This is a genomic window from Cupriavidus basilensis OR16, from assembly GCF_000243095.1.
In the GTDB taxonomy this organism is placed as follows: domain Bacteria; phylum Pseudomonadota; class Gammaproteobacteria; order Burkholderiales; family Burkholderiaceae; genus Cupriavidus; species Cupriavidus basilensis_D.
In genome coordinates this window covers 1-17,565 of record NZ_AHJE01000042.1, presented here as the reverse complement: position 1 = coordinate 17,565, position 17,565 = coordinate 1, and the positions used below count along the sequence as shown (strand labels likewise).

14 protein-coding genes and 1 pseudogene are annotated in these 17,565 nt (G+C 65.3%); 6 read left to right on the top strand and 9 right to left on the bottom strand.

The window, feature by feature from the left end; all coding sequences use genetic code 11:
- Positions 1–1,923, top strand: coding sequence for a molecular chaperone HtpG (htpG, locus tag OR16_RS15535; RefSeq protein ID WP_006158902.1), 1,923 nt, complete (start codon positions 1–3; stop codon positions 1,921–1,923).
- A gap of 242 nt (positions 1,924–2,165) precedes the next feature.
- A complete protein-coding gene (locus OR16_RS15530) occupies positions 2,166–2,711 on the top strand; it encodes a DNA-deoxyinosine glycosylase (protein WP_006158901.1) in 546 nt (181 codons plus the stop codon).
- Between the two features lie 66 nt (positions 2,712–2,777).
- On the opposite strand, the gene OR16_RS15525 is transcribed toward OR16_RS15530, so the two are convergent.
- Entirely contained in the window at positions 2,778–3,470 is a 693-nt protein-coding gene (locus OR16_RS15525; RefSeq protein ID WP_237717077.1) for a dienelactone hydrolase family protein, read from the bottom strand.
- 364 nt (positions 3,471–3,834) lie between these two features.
- On the opposite strand from OR16_RS15525, the gene OR16_RS15520 reads away from it, so the two are divergent.
- Positions 3,835–4,971: a PLP-dependent cysteine synthase family protein gene (locus OR16_RS15520; protein WP_043419950.1), complete on the top strand. Its 1,137-nt coding sequence runs from the start codon at positions 3,835–3,837 to the stop codon at positions 4,969–4,971.
- 21 nt (positions 4,972–4,992) lie between these two features.
- Here OR16_RS15520 and OR16_RS15515 read toward each other — a convergent pair.
- Positions 4,993–5,687: pseudogene (locus tag OR16_RS15515) on the bottom strand (mobilization protein).
- Between the two features lie 114 nt (positions 5,688–5,801).
- Here OR16_RS15515 and OR16_RS15510 point away from each other — a divergent pair.
- Both OR16_RS15510 and OR16_RS15505 read left to right on the top strand, forming a co-directional pair.
- A complete protein-coding gene (locus OR16_RS15510) occupies positions 5,802–6,536 on the top strand; it encodes a tetratricopeptide repeat protein (protein ID WP_043419917.1) in 735 nt (244 codons plus the stop codon).
- A gap of 74 nt (positions 6,537–6,610) precedes the next feature.
- Positions 6,611–7,507, top strand: coding sequence for a hypothetical protein (locus OR16_RS15505; RefSeq protein ID WP_006158896.1), 897 nt, complete (start codon positions 6,611–6,613; stop codon positions 7,505–7,507).
- Between the two features lie 82 nt (positions 7,508–7,589).
- Here OR16_RS15505 and OR16_RS15500 read toward each other — a convergent pair whose 3' ends face one another.
- The gene (locus OR16_RS15500; RefSeq protein ID WP_006158895.1) at positions 7,590–9,224 is read right to left on the bottom strand and encodes an ABC transporter substrate-binding protein; all 1,635 of its coding nucleotides are present in this window, start codon (positions 9,222–9,224) and stop codon (positions 7,590–7,592) included.
- A 261-nt stretch (positions 9,225–9,485) separates the two neighbouring features.
- Here OR16_RS15500 and trmB point away from each other — a divergent pair, with 261 nt between their 5' ends.
- The gene (gene trmB, locus OR16_RS15495) at positions 9,486–10,160 is read left to right on the top strand and encodes a tRNA (guanine(46)-N(7))-methyltransferase TrmB (protein WP_006158894.1); all 675 of its coding nucleotides are present in this window, start codon (positions 9,486–9,488) and stop codon (positions 10,158–10,160) included.
- 73 nt (positions 10,161–10,233) lie between these two features.
- Here trmB and OR16_RS15490 read toward each other — a convergent pair whose 3' ends face one another.
- From OR16_RS15490 to OR16_RS15470, 6 genes are all read right to left on the bottom strand, one after another.
- Positions 10,234–11,436: a DUF2863 family protein gene (locus tag OR16_RS15490; protein ID WP_006158893.1), complete on the bottom strand. Its 1,203-nt coding sequence runs from the start codon at positions 11,434–11,436 to the stop codon at positions 10,234–10,236.
- 132 nt (positions 11,437–11,568) lie between these two features.
- On the bottom strand, positions 11,569–11,715 hold the full coding sequence (locus OR16_RS44570; RefSeq protein ID WP_006158892.1) for a hypothetical protein: 147 nt from the start codon (positions 11,713–11,715) through the stop codon (positions 11,569–11,571).
- Positions 11,716–11,988: 273 nt separating this feature from the next.
- Positions 11,989–14,712, bottom strand: coding sequence for an aconitate hydratase AcnA (gene acnA / locus OR16_RS15485; RefSeq protein ID WP_006158891.1), 2,724 nt, complete (start codon positions 14,710–14,712; stop codon positions 11,989–11,991).
- 274 nt (positions 14,713–14,986) lie between these two features.
- A complete protein-coding gene (locus OR16_RS15480) occupies positions 14,987–16,438 on the bottom strand; it encodes a bifunctional 2-methylcitrate dehydratase/aconitate hydratase (RefSeq protein ID WP_006158890.1) in 1,452 nt (483 codons plus the stop codon).
- A 117-nt stretch (positions 16,439–16,555) separates the two neighbouring features.
- On the bottom strand, positions 16,556–17,095 hold the full coding sequence (locus OR16_RS15475; protein WP_006158889.1) for a hypothetical protein: 540 nt from the start codon (positions 17,093–17,095) through the stop codon (positions 16,556–16,558).
- 185 nt (positions 17,096–17,280) lie between these two features.
- Positions 17,281–17,565 (bottom strand): citrate/2-methylcitrate synthase (locus OR16_RS15470; protein WP_006158888.1); only part of this gene is annotated, 285 nt, incomplete at its 5' end.

The window sequence follows — 17,565 nt, the reverse complement described above, 5'->3', positions numbered from 1 at the left end:
ATGACCGCACCGCACGAGACGATGAGCTTCCAGGCGGAAGTGAAGCAACTGCTGCATTTGATGATCCATTCGCTGTACAGCAACAAGGAAATTTTCCTGCGCGAGCTGGTTTCGAATGCTTCCGACGCCACTGACAAGCTGCGCTTCGAGGCGATTGCCAACCCGGCCCTGCTCGAGAACGACGCCGACCTGGCGATCCGCATCGAGGCCGACGCCAAGGCCCGCACGCTGAAGATCACCGACAACGGCATCGGCATGAGCCGCGACGAGGCGATCCGCAACCTTGGCACCATCGCCCGCTCGGGCACCAAGGAATTCTTCCAGCAGCTCTCCGGCGACCAGCAGAAGGACGCTGCCCTGATCGGCCAGTTCGGCGTGGGCTTCTACTCGGCGTTCATCGTGGCCGACAAGGTCACCGTGGAAACGCGCCGCGCCGGCCTGCCCGCCAGCGAAGCCGTGCGCTGGGAAAGCGCCGGCGACGGCGAGTTCACCGTCGATGCCATCGATCGCGCCGAGCGCGGTTCCACCATCACGCTGCACCTGCGCGAAGGCGAGGACGATTTCCTCTCCGCCTGGAAGATCAAGGGCATCATCCAGAAGTATTCCGACCACATCTCGCTCATCTCGCTGCCGATCCGCATGCCCAAGGAAGTCTGGGATGCCGAGACCAGTGCCTACAAGGACACCGGCGAGTGGGAGAGCGTCAACCAGGCCAGCGCCCTGTGGACCCGCTCCAAGTCGGATATCACCGAAGAGCAGTACACCGCGTTCTACCAGCACATCGCGCACGACAACGAAGCGCCGCTGGCCTACACCCATAACCGGGTCGAAGGCCGCAGCGAATACACCCAGCTGCTGTACGTGCCGGCGCGCGCGCCATTCGACATGTGGGACCGCAACCACAAGGCCGGCCTCAAGCTCTACGTGAAGCGCGTCTTCATCATGGACGATGCCGAGCAACTGCTGCCGGCTTACCTGCGTTTCGTCAAGGGTGTGGTGGATTCCGCCGACCTGCCGCTCAACGTCTCGCGCGAACTGCTGCAGGAAAGCCGCGACGTGAAGGCCATCCGCGAAGGCTGCACCAAGCGCGTGCTGTCGATGCTGGAAACGCTGGCCGACAGCGAGGATGAAGCCGAACGCGCCAAGTACACCACCTTCTGGCAACAGTTCGGCCAGGCGCTCAAGGAAGGCCTGGGCGAAGACGCCGGCAACCTGGAGCGCATCGCCAAGCTGGTGCGCTTTGCTTCCACCCATCAGGACAGTGCCGAGCAGAGCGTCGCGCTGGCCGCCTACGTGGGCCGCATGAAGGAAGGCCAGGACAAGATCTACTACGTCACGGCCGATAGCTGGGCCGCGGCCAAGTCGAGCCCGCACCTGGAAGTGTTCCGCAAGAAGGGCATCGAAGTCCTGCTGCTGACGGACCGCGTGGACGAATGGATGCTGTCCTTCCTGCGCGAGTTCGATGGCAAGGAACTGGTCTCGGTGGCGCGCGGCGACCTGGAGCTTGGCGCGCTGGCCGACGCCGACGAGAAGGCCGAGCAGGAAAAGGCCGAAGGCGACTGGAAGGCAGTGCTGGAACAAGCCAAGGCCGTGCTCGACGGCAAGGCCAAGGACGTGCGCGTCACGCTGCGCCTGACCGAGTCGGCCTCCTGCCTGGTCTCGGACGAAGGCGATATGAGCGGCTACCTGCAACGCCTGCTGAAGCAGGCCGGCCAGAAGGCGCCCGACGCCCAGCCCATCCTGGAGCTGAACCCCGACCACGCGCTGGTGAAAAAGCTGCGCGCGCTGGTGGAGGCCGGTCCCACGGACGACGCCTTCGGCGACCGCGTGCATGTGCTGTTCGACCAGGCCCTGCTGGCCGAAGGCGGCACGCTCGAGGATCCGTCGATCTACGTGCAGCGCGTCAACAAGCTGCTGGCGTAAGCGTAGCCGGTTGGCTCCCTCTTCCACCTGTGGGAGAGGGAGCGGGGGAGGGCGGGCGCCGGCAGCAAGCTGACGCCTATAAGCCGCGCAGGCCGCTGTCCTCCCCCGGTCAAGTACACTCAACCCATGCCAGTTCCATCTCCCGCATCCCCTCCGGTTTTTCCCCCCTCCGATCTGCGGCAAGGCCGTGCATGCTCAGAAGGCGCTGCGTCCGCGATACGGAATGTAGTGGAGGGTGAGGGATGACGCTGAAGCGGTGTTTCCCGCCGGTTGTCGACGCCGGCACACGCGTATTGATCCTCGGCAGCTTGCCCGGCGAGGCGTCGTTGGCCCAGGGCCAATACTATGCGAATCGGCAAAATCGGTTCTGGCGGTTGCTGGGGGACATACTCGGCGAAGACCTGGTAGGCATGGACTATCCTGCGCGCCTGCGAACGCTTCTAGCTCACCACGTCGGCCTATGGGATGTGGTGGCGCAAGCGCGGCGTGAAGGCAGCCTGGATAGCAACATACGCGGTCACGCTGGAAACGATCTGCTTGGCTTGGTCGAGTCGCTGCCCAATCTAGTGGCCATCGCGTTCAATGGTGGGACAGCCGCACGAATCGGATTGAAACTGATCGAGGCGCATGGTGACCGTCATCAGAATGGTGACCGTCATCAGATCCTCAAGCTGCCTTCCAGCAGTCCGGCGCACACGCTGCCGTATTCGGAAAAGCTCAGTGCCTGGCAAGCGTTGCGCGCATGGTTGCCCGAGCCGCAGCGTTCGGCTCGACATTCGAAAAACTAGCAAACATCGCAATGGCGCGACCGTCCAGGGTGTCGGAGGCAGACCCCAGCATGTGACCGCAAGCTGCTACGGCGTTGCCAGGCGGTCCTGGAAAAAGGCCCGCGTCCGCGCGATGGCCTCCCTGGCCGCAGCGGAATCCTGGCCGACCATGTGCCCGGCATAGGCATGTGGTGGACGCTCCGAGTCAAAGCCGTGCATGGCGCCGTGGTACACGATCAGATCGACCGTATGGTCATGCCTCGTCACGGTATCGCGCCAGCGCTCGCATCGCGCCACGGGCGTCCAATCATCGGCATCGCCGATCAGGATCAGTGTGTCGGTCAGCAAGCTGGACCGAGGCGTCTCGCAGCCGGGATAGAAGGCCACGGCGGCAGTGAAGGGGTGGGCGACCTCGACCCCGGCATCGCTGCTGAGCACGCTCTTGAGCACAGTCCATCCGCCGTGCGAGAAACCGATAACGCCGATGCGGCTCGCCCGCACTTCCGGCAGCGCGCGCAGATAGTCGGCTGCGGCCAACGCATCTTGCGCCCGCAGCTCGGGCGGCACGTCCCGGCCACGGTTGCATACCATCTTGATATTGCGCGGACCAAAGCTGTCCACCAGCATTACCACGTAACCCCAGGTGGTCAGCCGGCGTGCCCAGGTCCGGTAGTGCGGGCCGACGCCGTCGCAGCCGTGCAGCAGGACGATGGCCGGAAACGGGCCGGCTCCCTCTGGCCGGTACAGCTCTGCGGGAGCATGGCTTCCGGGGGCTCCCACCGTCGCCGGGTCAAACGCGAGCCGGCTGGAGGGCACTGGCCTTGTTTGCGCGCAAGCGGCACACAAGGCAACCAACAGGGCAACCAGCAGGCACGATAGCATTGGCTTGAAGTCACGCATGGAGAGGCATGAGGAGCGATGGTGCGCACGATGCTAACGCAATCAAACTGTTCAGGATATTTCCGGGCGCAAGCAATATACTGATGCGGCGCGCAAAGCGCTCCAGGTTACCGGGACTTCTGCGTGTTTCGCCCCGCGGTTTGCGACGGCAAGCTGTGAGGCGGAGGTGCTTTCATCGCCTATGATCGAAATCTCGCAACGCCAATTGACGCGCCGCGGCGCCGTCATTCCTGTGAGGGTTCCCATGCCACGCTCTGCCTGGACCCGTGAAGCGATTCGCAAGATCGAAGCCGACTTCAACCGTTCCGCCGATACGCACCTGATTCCGCTGGACCTGCCGGGCTATCCGCGCATCCAGTTCTATTTCAAGGATGAATCCAGTCATCCGACCGGCAGCCTGAAACACCGCCTGGCGAGATCGCTGTTTCTCTACGCGCTTTGCAATGGCTGGCTAAATGAGAAAAGCACGGTAGTGGAGGCGTCCAGCGGATCAACGGCCATCTCCGAAGCCTACTTTGCCAGGCTGCTCGGCTTGCCCTTTGTGGCGGTGATTCCAGCAGGCACCTCACGGGCAAAAATCGAGGCCATCGAGTTCTATGGCGGGCGTTGCCACCTGGTCGGTAATCCGTCGGCCATCTATACGGAATCGCACCGTATCGCGGCGGAGGCCGGGGGCCATTTCATGGACCAGTTTACGTATGCGGAGCGTGCTACCGACTGGCGCGCCAACAACAATATCGCCGAGTCGATCTTCAAGCAGATGGCTGACGAGGAACATCCGGTTCCGACATGGCTCGTCGCCAGTGGAGGTACCGGCGGGACCGTCGCCACATTGGGACGCTATGTAGCCTACAGCCGGCATAGCACCCGTATTCTGTGCGCCGACCCGGAGAACTCCGTATTTTTCGACTATTTCAAAAGTACGCTGGCGGGCCATCCGGACCGCAGCCTGAGCCTGGACGTCGGATCGAGGATCGAGGGCATCGGCCGCCCGCGCGTCGAATGCTCCTTTATTCCGACGTGTATCGACGCGATGCTCAAGGTGCCCGATGCCTTGTCCTTTGGCGCGATGCGCTATCTGGCCGCGCGCTTCGGACGCCGCGTGGGCGGCTCGACCGGCACCAATTTCGTCGGCGTGCTGTACCTGGCCGAGCGGATGACGGCTGCGGGTGAGGAGGGGGCCATCGTTAGCCTGCTGTGCGATAGCGGCGATCGTTACAGCCACACCTACTACGATGACGCCTGGTACCAGGCGCAGGGAATCCCGGTCGCGCAGCCCGATGCCCTGATCGCCCGCGCGGTGAACGGCGAGCCGATGCTGACGCAGCAGGCGCTCGCGGGGATCGAGGCTGCCGGGGTGGGGATTCAGGGCGCATCCTAGCCAGGCCCGGTACGATTCCACTCACAACGCCAGCGTAGCCATCTCGCCATAGGCCCGGTTCAGCCAGACCTTGACGCGCTGGCGCTCCAGCATGCCAAGCCCCGTGGCGGCGCGGTCCGGATGATTGACCGCGGCCCAGAAGCTGGTGCTTTGCTGGTCGATTTTCTGCATCGTCGTATCGGGCAGGTGGCGCAGCGTCATCACGCTGGCACCCAGGGCTTGGGCGCGGGCGCGTTCGCCCGAGGCTTCCAGGATCTCGAAGCGATCGCCGCGGACTTCATTGAGGACCAGCACCAGCTTGATGCGGCCGCCGAACTGGTCGAGCCACTGGCGCAGCAGGTCGACTGAATCGCGGCCCGCGTCCATGACGTGCCACCAGGTGAGCGTCAGGCCATGCGCCTCGGCCAGTGCGAGCACATCGGCATCTTCTAGCCACTGCGCGAGAGAATGCTGCGTCTGGGCTGCGAGGTCGACCAGGATGCGCCGCTGCGGGTCTTCCACGGCGTGCTCGATAATGGGGTCCAGGCTGTCGTGCTTGTCCAGCACGGCGGGCGCGGCAAAGTCAGCATAGAAGCGCAGCAAGGCGCCGTGCGACTTGTCGGTGTCGAAGCCCAGGAACGGCATGCTCCGGTCGATAAAATGCTGGGCTAGCAGGCGGGCGACGAGCGATTTGCCGACGCCGCCTTTTCACCACCGATGAAGTGGATGTAGCTCATATCTGCAGATCCTTTGTCGTGGGGGCCAGGTTGGATAGGGGGCTCGGGTTTGGGGCAGGCAGGTGCAAGACAAGCTAACCGTATGTGGCGTTCATGACAGTAGATAGTTAGACAATGCCGTATTTAGGAATTGGTTTTGTCGCCGTGCATGCGGTGCGCACCCAGCAGAACATGTACTGGCTGCTGATCCTGTTCGCCTTCCCGGGCCTGGGCAGCGTGGTGTATTTCTTCGCCATCTACCTGCCCGGCCTGCGCCAGACGCGGGGCGCGCGGGCCGCCAAGCGCGCCATTGGCCAGCTGGTCGACCCCAACCGCGCGGTGCGCGAGGCGCGCGACGCGTTCGACCGCGCGCCCACCGTCGATCACCGCATGCGCCTGGGCGCCGCCTTGCTGGATGCCGGCGAGCCCAAGGCCGCGCTCGAGCACTACGAGGCTGCCGCCAGCGGCCCATTCGCCTCCGATCCGGCCTTGCTGCTTGGGCTGGCGCGCGCGCAGTTCGCCACCGGCGGCCACGCCGCCGCCGTGGCTGCGCTGGAGCGCTTGTTCGCCGCCCAGCCACAGGCTCGCCAGCAAGCCGACCCTGCGTTGCTGTACGCCCGCGCGCTGGCCGCGTCGGACGCGCCGGGCACGCGCGCCGCATTCGAGCAGGCGCTGACCTGCGCCAGCGACGCCGCCGCGCGTTGCCTGTTTGCCGACTGGCTGGCGGCGCGCGGGGAGCCGGCCGACCGCGAGCGCGCCCAGGCGCTGTACGCGGAGATCGTGCACGACGGCAAGCACTGGCCGCGCCATGCCCGCGAGCACAACCGGGAGTGGCTGCAGCGCGCCCAGGGCGCGCTCGGCAAGGCCTGATTCCGGATCGATCCGAACCGACTTACGTGCCGTCCGGGTGGGCGGCACGCTGACACGTATTTTTCCTGACAATCATGACACTTCTCAAACGCAAATCGATTGAAGCCGTGGCCTCGCGCCGTCCCGCGCGCGGCACGCGCAGCCTTGACGACGCACGAGGCGCACGCGGCGCGCAAGCCGCCCAGCGCGAGGAAAAGCGCATGACGCCGCGCTTCGCGCCGGTGACCTTTTCTGAAATGGAAGGCGTGCGCTACCTGCATTTCGGCACCGAATGGGTGCAGGGCGCCATGCGCCTGCGCAAGCCCGATGCCATCGAGCTGGAGTACGCGCAGCAGATGATGGCGTGGCTGCTGTTCCTGTCGCCGTCGGCGCCGGATTTCCACGTGACGCAGCTGGGCCTGGGTGCGGCCGCGCTGACCAAGTTCTGTCATCGCCAGTTCAGCCGCGCGCGCGTGACGGCGGTGGAGCTGAATCCTTCGGTGATCGTGGCCGGGCGCAGCATGTTCGGCCTGCGCGAGGACGACGAGCGCCTTACCGTGCGTGAGCAGGATGCCTGGGACTATGTGATGGACGGCGCCCACACCGGCGAGCTCGATGTCCTGCAGGTCGATCTCTATGACGCCACCGCGCGCGGCCCGGTGCTGGACACCACTGCCTTCTACAAGGCCTGCCGCCGCGTGCTGAAGGCGCCGGGCGTGATGACCATCAACCTGTTCGGCGACCACGACAGCTTTCCCAAGAACATCGTGCGTATCTGCGAGGCATTCGATAACCGCGTGCTGGTGTTTCCCGAGGTGCATGACGGCAATGTCATTGCCCTGGCTTTCAACGGGCCGGCGATCGATGTGTCGTGGGACGTACTGGAGGCGCGCGCCAAGGTGGTGGAGGACACCACCGGCTTGCCGGCGCGCGACTGGGTGAAGAAGTTGCAAGCGGCGAACGCGCGGCAGGAGGATGGGCTGCGCATTTGACGAGGCTGGCTTGCACCGTGCACCTTGCGGCGCAGGCCTTGAACGCCAGCGCCGCAAGGGCGTAACGGGCTGCTAGCTTTCCTTATTGCTTGTGGAAGAACTGCGCCAGCGACCATTCGTCGGTGCGCGCTTCGTACTTCAGGTCCTTGCGCATCGCCCACATCGCCAGCTGGCTGTGCGAGGGGATGATGGCGTGATCGGCCAGCGCGAACCTGGCGGCGGCCCGTGCGTTTTCCTCGCGCGCCTTGTCGCTGCTCACCGTGGTCAGCGACTTCTCGATCAGCTGGTCGAGTTGCGTGTTGCTGTACTTGCCCCAGTTCCAGGTGCCGTATCCTGTCTTGGGATTCGGCGTGCCAGTGATAGACCGCAGTGCCACGTCGGCCGCCGCCGAGCCCCAGCCCAGCATCTCGAACGCGAATTCACCCTGGCGCGCACGGGTGAAGTACGCGGCTACGGGCAGTGTCTCCACCTTGGTCTGGATGCCGATGCGCGTGAGCATGCTGGCGGTGGCCTGGGCTACGGCGGCATCGTTCAGGTAGCGGTTGTTGGTGGCGTGCAGCGTCAGGCCGAAGCCGTCCGGATAGCCGGCCGCGGCCAGCAGTTTCTTGGCGCCTTCGGGATCGTAGGCTTCGGGCTTGGTGCCAGGATGGCCGAAGATCTGCGGCGATACGATCGACGAGGCCGGCACGGCCAGGCCTTCCATGATGCGGCTGACGATGGCGTCGCGGTTCAGCGCGCGGCTGATGGCGGTGCGCACGCGTACGTCCTTGAACGGGTTCTTGCCCAGCGGCTTGCCGGCCTTGTCGGTGACGAAGGGCGGGTTGTCGCGCTGCTGGTCCATCTGCCAGAAGATGGTGCGCCACGAGACCTGCTGCTCGATGCGGAACTTGGGGTTCTGCTTGAGCTTGGCCACGTCGGCGGACGGCACGCTTTCGATCACGTCCACGTCACCTGACAGCAGCGCCGCGCTGCGCGCGCCGTTGTCCGTGATGATGCGGAAGATCGCGCGATCCCATTCCGGCTTTGGGCCCCAGTAGTCGGGGTTCTTGGCCATCACGATTTCCTGCCCGCGCGCGAAGCGCACGAACTTGAACGGGCCGGTACCGATCATCGCCTTGCCCGAGTCGAAGTCGGCCTGGCTCAGCGTGGCCGCGACCTTCTTCGGCATGATCGGCACGCTGTTCAGGTCGTTGGCCAGGTTGGCGTAGTTCGGCACGCTCATGGTCAGGCGCACGGTCAGCGGGTCAGGCGTGTCGATGCGCGCGATGGGCTTGGTGTAGCTGGTGAAGGAGCCCGGGCTGTTGGTGAGCTTGTCGGGCCGCTCGAGCGAGGCCTTGACGTCTTCGCTGGTGAACGGCGTGCCGTCATGCCATTTCACGTTGGGACGCAGCTTGACTTCCCAGGTGATGGCGTTGACCGGCTTCCACGACAGCGCCAGGCCGGGGATGTAGCGGGCGTTCTTGTCCATGAACACCAGCGACTCGAAGATATGCAGCGCGATGGCGTTGTTGGGGCCGGCGTTGTTCCACTGCGGATCCATCGAGGTCACATCGGCCGACAGGCCGATACGCAGGTCTTCGGCCTGCGCCGCACTGGCGGGCAACAGCATCAGCGCGGCACTGCCGAGCGCGAGCGCGGCGCCGGCCTGTAGCAGCGTGCGGCGCGGCATCATGGCGGTGGGGCTGGATGGGTGGCGTGTGCGGCGTGTGGCGGTCATCGGGATGCGCTCCTCGTACGGGCCGTCGCCAGGATGGGGATGGGCGGCGGCGGGTTCTCAGATGGGGGTGGCGGGACGGGCTAGGGCAGCCCGCTTGTCCACCCCGGTTGCACGCATTGTGCCGTCAAAACGACATCTGCGTGCGACATCGACGTCATATCCTTATGCTCGCCGCAGCGGATGGCATTTGTCCACGGCCATCGCCAGGACCGCAAGCCCGGGCGATCCCGCATCGATCGGCAGCCGGGTAGAATCCCGCCCATGTTTGCCAACTCCCGCACCATCACCTCGGCCCAGGCCGATGTCCACGACCATCTCGCGGCGCGCCTTGCCCGCCACCTGGCCGAGCCTTTTCGCAAGCCCATCGGCGAGCCGAGCCGGCGCGCGCTTGATCTTGCATTGCAGCAATGGCAGCAGGCCGGGGCGGCCCCGTTGATCCTGGACGCCGGCTGTGGCGTAGGGGAGAGCACCTTGCGCCTGGCCACGGCATACCCCGGGCATTTCGTCATCGGCGTGGATCAGTCTGAGAAGCGGCTGGCCGGGGGCAAGGACTGGTGGGACGGCCCGATGCCGGACAATTTCGCCTGGGCGCGCGCGGACCTGGTCGACGTCTGGCGGATGCTGCAGGCGGATCGCATCGCCGTGGATCGCCATTACGTGCTGTATCCCAACCCCTGGCCCAAGATCGGCCACCTGGGGCGGCGCTGGCAAGGCCATGCGGTGTTCCCGGCGCTGGCTGCGTGTGGCACATACCTTGAATGCCGCAGCAACTGGCAGGTCTATATCGACGAGTTCGCGCAGGCCCTGGCGCTGGTTGGGCGGCCGGCCCAGGTCGAGTTGTGGCAGCCAGCCGAGGCCATCACGCCGTTCGAGCGCAAGTACGCGGCTTCCGGCCACGCGCTGTGGCGCTGCGTGAGCGAGGCCGCGCCGGCCTGAAAGAAAAACGGCCCGCGCGAGGCGGGCCGTCAATCTGGTGTGGCGCAAAGGCGCTAAGCGCAGCGCTAACCGCTCAGTGGAACAGCGGCTGCTGCGTGGGCGCGTCTTCGGGCAACTCGGCGTGGACGATCTCGCCGGAGCGGTCGGCGTAGAGCGGCGTGCCGCAGTCTTCGCAATACTCGGGGTCGAACAGCGCGGCGTGGCGGAAGATGTCTTCCACCCCGGCGTTGCGCAGTTCCTCGCAGATCTGTTCCAGCGGGTTGTCTTTCTCGCTGGCGTCGATCTCGCCGGACTCGCGGCCGTACACTGGCCAGACGATGCCGTAGATCACATCCTTCTCGCCGCGCATGGTGAAGCCCACGCGGTATTCCTCGACTTCTTCCTCGCCGAATGCCGCCACCACGGCCGCCATCTGGCCGGCGGGCACGTCCAGCGTGCCGCACAGGTAGTTGACGGCGGCGCGCACGGTCAGCGGGCGGATGCTCTTGTCGGATTCGCGGCAGGACAGGAAGAAGGCGTCGGGCAGCAGCAGCTCGAACTCGCAGCCGGGCATCAGCAGCGCGATCGAGGGCTGCACCTGGGTGCGCCATTGCTCCAGGCACACGCTGCGCTCGGCATGGTGTTCCTTGGCGTCTTCCTGCCAGCGGAACAGGGCCTGCTCGTGCGGCGCCACCACCACCGCCAGCAGGTAGCGCGGATCGGCCAGGATGGGCGCGGTTTCCGGCAGGTCGCGCAGGTCTACCTTGGGCGTGGTCCCGGCCATGGCGGCCGATACCAGCTTGTAGGTCAGGGCAAAGGTGTCGCTGTGCGTGCGCGGCAGCTGGTCGATGCTGTACAGGTAGGGCGACAGCGCCATCTTGGTGTTGGCCGCCAGCACATGCGCCTGCATGTGCACCGCCAGCGTCTGCGACAGCTCGGGCTTGAGCGCGCCGGACGGGATGGCGTAGCGGGTGTGGGCCAGGATGGGCGCGGCGATCAGCAGGGCGTCGTAGCTGACGCCGTCGATTTCGACGGTAGCCGATTCGGCCAGGGTCTCGGCTTGCTCGGCGAGCACGTCGGAGGCGTCGGCGTTGTGCTTGAACAGGTGTTCGAGCGCCGCGTCGAGCGCGGACTGGCTGCCGTTCTTCAGGAGCCGGCCCAGGCGCTGCGAAAGACGCCGCTCCCAGTAGCCATCCTCCATGCGGCTGCCCGAGGCATCGAGCGCAAGCGCATCGGCCACCAGACGCTCGGCGTCAGGCGAAAGACGTTGGGAAGCCTTGGGGCGAAAACCTGCCATAAGTCGAAATCATCCGTTTTTCCGTAAAACGGTATTCTACTCGCTGCGTTGACAAAAAAAGCCGCCAGGCGCCGGGCGGCTGTATTGCATTGCGTCAGGTGCACTTCGCGCGGCGGCGGTACCGCCGGGCTTTTACTTCTGCGCTGGCGCTTGCGCGGGCTCCGGCGCGTGGGTTTCCACGCCGTGCTGCTCGCCGCCCATCGAGACATCGCCGCCCTTGGACAGCAGATAGAGTGCCGCGCCCGCAATAACGACGAATGCGATGAAAATCTTTGCCATGGTGTCTCCTGTGCGTTTCAGGCGGGGCTGGCCGGCATGGCTGTCCCGCGCAAGGCGTTTTCTTTGTGGATAGCGGGCAGTTTGGCAGGGCAGGCTTGCGTGGAACTTACACCGGCCAACACTTGGGGTGAGCCCGGCACAAGCGGCGGCTGGTGCGCTTTAGGGCCAGCGCGGATGGCGCCCCAAAGAAAAACGCCGCTGGCCATGGCCTCCGGAAGAGGCGCAGGGCCAGCGGCGTCACCCCTTGGCCCCGAAGGGCCCAGGGCTTGCCGGTCAGGCCGCCAGCAACTGGCGCAGCACGAACGGCAGGATGCCGCCGTGGTTGTAGTCGACCTCGATCGGGGTGTCGATGCGCAGCAGCACCTGCACGCGCTGCACGTCGCCGTTGGCGCGCTTGATCACCAGCGTCACATCCTGCTGCGGCTTCAGCTCGCCCTCGATGCCTTCGATGTCGAAGGTCTCGTCGCCGATGATGCCGAGCGTCTGCACGCTGTCGCTGCCCTTGAACTGCAGGGGCAGCACGCCCATGCCGACCAGGTTGGAGCGGTGGATGCGCTCGAAGCTGCGCGTGATCACGGCCTTCACGCCGAGCAGCTGGGTGCCCTTGGCCGCCCAGTCGCGCGACGAGCCGGTGCCGTACTCCTCGCCGCCGAACACCACGGTGGGCGTGCCCTCGGCGATGTACTTCATGGCCGCGTCGTAGATCGACAGTTCTTCGCCGGAAGGCTGGTGCAGGGTCACGCCGCCTTCCACGCGGGAGCCGTCGGGCTTGACCGGCAGCATCAGGTTCTTGATGCGCACGTTGGCAAAGGTGCCGCGCATCATGACCTCATGGTTGCCGCGGCGCGAGCCGTAGCTGTTGAAGTCCGCCTTGAGCACGCCGTTGGCCAGCAGGTACTTGCCCGCGGGCGAGGATTCCTTGATCGAGCCGGCCGGCGAGATGTGGTCGGTGGTCACGGAGTCGCCGAAGACGCCCAGCGCGCGCGCATTGCGCACGCTCGACTGGGTGGCGGCCGGTTCCATGCCGAAGCCGTCGAAGAAGGGCGGCTCGGCGATATAGGTGGACTTCGGCCAGTCGTAGACCTGGCCCTTGGTGCCCTTGACCTTGGCCCACAGCTTGCTCGGTTTCTTGACCTGCTCGTAGTTGGTCTTGAACACCTTCGAGTCCATCGCATACTTCATCAGCGCATGGATTTCTTCCGAGGTCGGCCAGATGTCGCCGAGGAAGATCTCGCGCCCGCCCTTGCCCGTGCCCACCGGCTCGGTCATCAGGTCACGCGTGATGTTGCCGGCGATGGCATAGGCCACCACCAGCGGCGGCGAGGCCAGGAAGTTGGCGCGGATGTTCGGGTGGATGCGCGCTTCGAAGTTGCGGTTGCCCGACAGCACGGCGGCGGCCACCAGGTCGTTCTTGGTGATGACCTCGTTCAGTTCCGGCGTCAGGTCACCGGCATTGCCGATGCAGGTGGTGCAGCCATAGGCGGTCACGCCGAAGCCAAGCTTTTCCAGGTACGGCAGCAGGCCGGCGGCTTGCAGGTATTCCGTCACCACGCGGCTGCCCGGGGCGAGCGACGTCTTGATGTGCGGCGCCACCTTGAGGCCGGCTTCCACGGCCTTCTTGGCCAGCAGGCCAGCGGCCAGCAGCACGCTCGGGTTGGAGGTGTTGGTGCAGGACGTGATGGCGGCGATCAGCACATCGCCGCTCTTCACATCGAGGCCGTCGGTCGTGGTGTAGGTCCGGTCCAGGTCGGCGATGTCCTTGTTGAAGCCGTTCTCGGCCGTCGGCTTGGCGAACAACGAGGCAAAGGTGGACTTGACGTTGCCGATCTCGATGCGGTCCTGGGGGCGCTTGGGGCCGGCCAGCGACGGGGCCACGGAGCCGAGGTCGAGGGTGACCACATTGGTGTAGTCGATCTCGCCGGCCTTGGGCACGCCGAACATCTTCTGGGCGCGGAAGTAACCCTCGAAGGCGGCGATTTCCTCTTCGGTGCGGCCGGTGCCCTTGAAGTAGTCGATGGTTTTTTCGTCGACCGGGAAGAAGCCCATGGTGGCGCCGTATTCCGGCGCCATGTTGCCGATGGTGGCGCGGTCGGGCAGTGCCAGGCTGGCCGTGCCTTCGCCGAAGAACTCGACGAACTTGCCGACGACCTTCTCGCGGCGCAGCATTTCGGTGATGGTGAGCACCAGGTCGGTCGCCGTCACGCCTTCGCGCAGGCGGCCCTTGAGTTCCACGCCGACCACGTCTGGCGTCAGGAAGTAGACCGGCTGGCCCAGCATGCCGGCTTCCGCCTCGATGCCGCCCACGCCCCAGCCCACCACGCCGATGCCGTTGATCATGGTGGTGTGGCTGTCGGTGCCGACCAGGGTGTCGGGGTAGTACACGCCTTCCTTCTTGTGCACGCCGCGGGCCAGGTACTCCAGGTTGACCTGGTGCACGATGCCAAAGCCCGGCTGCACCACGCCGAAGGTGTCAAAGGCCTGCATGCCCCACTTCATGAACTGGTAGCGCTCGTTGTTGCGCTGGAATTCCAGTTGCATGTTCAGGTCCAGCGCCTTCTTCTCGCGGAAGTGGTCGATCTGCACCGAGTGGTCGACGACCAGGTCCACGGGGACCAGCGGCTCGATCTTCTTCGGGTTCTGGCCCATTTTCTCAGCCACGTTGCGCATGGCCGCCAGGTCGGCCAGCAAGGGCACGCCGGTGAAATCCTGCAGCACCACGCGCGCGACCACGAACGGGATCTCGTCGACACGCTCGGCGACGGGCTTCCAGTGGGCGAGCTGCCTGACGTGCTCCTCGGTGAGCCTGACGTGCTCCTCGGTGACCTTCTTGCCGTCGCAGTTGCGCAGCACGGATTCCAGCACGACGCGAATCGATACCGGCAGGCGCTCGACGGCCACGCCTAGTGCCTTGCCCAGTTGCGGCAGGGAGTAGAACTGGCCCTTGCTCGACGGGCCGATCTTGAATTCTTTCAGAGTCTTATTGAGATTGTGGGGCATTGCCTTACTCCAATCGAAGGATGGTGCGGACTTGCTTGGGCTCGTAAATCGTCTATCGCCGCCGGCTGCCGGTGAAGCAGGACTGCCGCGCGGCGCGCGGCGCAGGTGGCGCGCCGTGTTCATGCGTACTGCTTTTCTTGTTTGTTGATCTCGCAGGGCTGCCTGGTTGCTGAATCGCTAAACCTGGGTACGTGCCGCGTGGATTTTAGGCCAAGCTGGCAGACCCCGTCAGCCCCCGTTGGTGTTACCGCACGCGAATTGCCCCAGTTTTTGCTCAGATCACGTAGAGGTCGACATACTCATTGACCGGCATGGCCTCCAGGCGGGCCTGATCCAGCGACACCGCCAGGATTGCTTGCTGCTGCCTGGCCGGGAAGCGGCGGGCCAGGTTGGTCTTGAATTTTTCCACCAGCAGCGGGATGCCGTCTTCGCGCCGGCGCTTGTGGCCGAGCGGGTATTCCACCACGACTTCGGGCAGCACCGTGCCGTCGTTCAGCGCAACGGTCAGCGCATTGGCGATCGAACGCTTGTCGGGGTCGTGGTAGTCGGCGGTGAACTGCGGATCCTCCACACACACGATCTTGTCGCGCAGGGCGTCGATGCGCGGGTCCGCTGCGACTTTGTCTTCATAGTCCTCGGCGGTCAGCCGGCCGAACAGCAACGGCACTGCTGCCATGTACTGGATGCAGTGGTCGCGGTCGGCCGGGTTGGCCAGCGGGCCCTTCTTGTCGATGATGCGGATGCAGGCCTCGTGGGTACGGATGGTGACCTGCCTGATATCCGCCGCCGTCTTGCCCGCGGCGGACAACTGGCCGTGCAGGGTCATGGCGGCCTCCACCGCGGTCTGCGAGTGGAACTCGGCCGGGAAGGCGATCTTGAACAGCACGTTCTCCATCACGTAGGTGCCATACGGGCGCTGGAACCTGAAGGGCTGGCCCTTGAACAGCACGTCGTAGAAGCCCCAGCCCTTGGCGCTCAGCACCGACGGATAGCCCATCTCGCCGGTCCGGGCGATCAGCGCCAGGCGTACCGCGCGGCTGGTGGCGTCGCCGGCGGCCCAGCTCTTGCGGCTGCCGGTGTTGGGGGCGTGGCGGTAGGTGCGCAGCGATTGCCCGTCGACCCAGGCAAGGGACACCGCGTTGAGGATTTCATCACGGGCCAGGCCGAGCATCTGCGCAACCACGGCGGCGGAGGCCACCTTGACCAGCACCACGTGGTCCAGGCCGACCTTGTTGAAGGCGTTCTCCAGCGCGATGCAGCCCTGGATCTCATGGGCCTTGATCATGCCGGTAAGCACGTCCTTCATGGTCAGCGGCTTGCGCCCGATGGCCACGTTGTTGCGCGAGAGCCAGTCGGCGGTGGCGAGGATGCCGCCGAGGTTATCCGAGGGATGGCCCCATTCGGCGGCCAGCCAGGTGTCGTTGAAATCGAGCCAGCGGATCATGGCGCCGATATTGAAGGCGGCCTGGACCGGGTCGAGCTGGAATTGGGTGCCAGGCACCTTGGCGCCGTTGGGGACCACCGTGCCGGGCACGATCGGGCCCAGCAGCTTGGTGCAGGCCGGATACGACAGGGCTTCCAGGCCGCAGCCGAGCGTGTCGATCAGGCAGTTGCGGGCCGTGTCGTAGGCAAGCGCGCTCTTGACCTGATACCGGGTGACGTAGTCGACAATGTCGACCATGACCGGGTCCGGTTCGGGGCGGACGTTCGAAATATGCGCGGACATGGGATTTCCTCGGATATTTGTGCTTCCTGATGCCCATGGGGCCATGACCGGACAATGCCAGGCCATGGCCCCTTGCTACTGCTTACCGCCTGCTACCTACTGCTTATGCCTTACTGCTTACTGCTTCGGGGCGGCAGGTGCCTGGGGGGCATCGGCTGCCGGGGCCGACGGGGCGACCAGCAACGGGGTGGCTACAGGAGCGCGCAGCGCGCCAGCCTGGGTCGGGGCCGAACCGCCAGCCTGCATGTCCGCGGTCTGGCACTCGTCGGCCAGGCGCTGGCCGGCGTTCTTGTTGAACAGCATGGCCTTGCTCGGGATCACGACCAGGTCCAGGCCGGAGCGGGCGTCGAAATAGCGGTCGGCGCCGGTCACGGTGGACAGGCGCGGCAGGCGGTATTCCTTGCCCTCCCAGTTCACGGTGATGACTTCATCGCGCCGCATGTTGCCGCCGATGTACATGACGTGGCCCAGTTCACATTGCCATTTTTCGCCGTTGGGGATGGCCGCGGGTGCTGCCGCCGCAGCGCCCTTCTTGGTGCTTTTCACATGAGCCTTCTTGGCGGGAGCGGCCTTTTTGGCCGGTTCCTGGGCCATCGCAACACCGGCGGTGGTCAGCGTAAAGGCGCCGATGCAGGCGGCGAGGACGAGATGCTTCATTCTGTGGGTTCCTTCTGGAGTTGGGTCAAAGGCGGTGGACTGCCGGGAACGCTGGCAGTCACAGGTCCGCCGCTATTCTCTACGATTTGAAAGTCGGGGCGTAGTGCACCTACCATCGGTTACATAATTCGGTGCGGCCAGGGGCGGCTTCGCAACATGGCAGGGCGGTTTCCGGTCTGTTCAGACTATTTTCGTTTTCCGATTGGCACGAACTTCAGGTTCTCCGGCCCCGTGTAGTTGGCGCTGGGGCGGATGATCTTGTTGTCGATGCGCTGCTCGATGATGTGGGCAGCCCAGCCGGAGGTCCGCGCGATCACGAACAGCGGCGTGAACATGGCGGTCGGCACACCCATCACGTGGTAGCTCACCGCGCTGAACCAGTCCAGGTTGGGGAACATCTTCTTGATGTCCCACATGGTCGTTTCCAGCCGTTCGGCGATGTCGAACATCTTGGTCGAGCCGGCGTCTTT

Excerpts from the sequence above, each read along its gene's own strand:
- htpG (WP_006158902.1), top strand. The coding sequence starts at position 1 with ATGACCGCACCGCACGAGACGATGAGCTTCCAGGCGGAAGTGAAGCAA.
- OR16_RS15530 (WP_006158901.1), top strand. The coding sequence starts at position 2,166 with ATGACGCTGAAGCGGTGTTTCCCGCCGGTTGTCGACGCCGGCACACGC.
- OR16_RS15520 (WP_043419950.1), top strand. The coding sequence starts at position 3,835 with ATGCCACGCTCTGCCTGGACCCGTGAAGCGATTCGCAAGATCGAAGCC.
- OR16_RS15510 (WP_043419917.1), top strand. The coding sequence starts at position 5,802 with ATGCCGTATTTAGGAATTGGTTTTGTCGCCGTGCATGCGGTGCGCACC.
- OR16_RS15505 (WP_006158896.1), top strand. The coding sequence starts at position 6,611 with ATGACACTTCTCAAACGCAAATCGATTGAAGCCGTGGCCTCGCGCCGT.
- OR16_RS15500 (WP_006158895.1), bottom strand. The coding sequence starts at position 9,224 with ATGACCGCCACACGCCGCACACGCCACCCATCCAGCCCCACCGCCATG.
- trmB (WP_006158894.1), top strand. The coding sequence starts at position 9,486 with ATGTTTGCCAACTCCCGCACCATCACCTCGGCCCAGGCCGATGTCCAC.
- OR16_RS15490 (WP_006158893.1), bottom strand. The coding sequence starts at position 11,436 with ATGGCAGGTTTTCGCCCCAAGGCTTCCCAACGTCTTTCGCCTGACGCC.
- OR16_RS44570 (WP_006158892.1), bottom strand. The coding sequence starts at position 11,715 with ATGGCAAAGATTTTCATCGCATTCGTCGTTATTGCGGGCGCGGCACTC.
- acnA (WP_006158891.1), bottom strand. The coding sequence starts at position 14,712 with ATGCCCCACAATCTCAATAAGACTCTGAAAGAATTCAAGATCGGCCCG.
- OR16_RS15480 (WP_006158890.1), bottom strand. The coding sequence starts at position 16,438 with ATGTCCGCGCATATTTCGAACGTCCGCCCCGAACCGGACCCGGTCATG.
- OR16_RS15475 (WP_006158889.1), bottom strand. The coding sequence starts at position 17,095 with ATGAAGCATCTCGTCCTCGCCGCCTGCATCGGCGCCTTTACGCTGACC.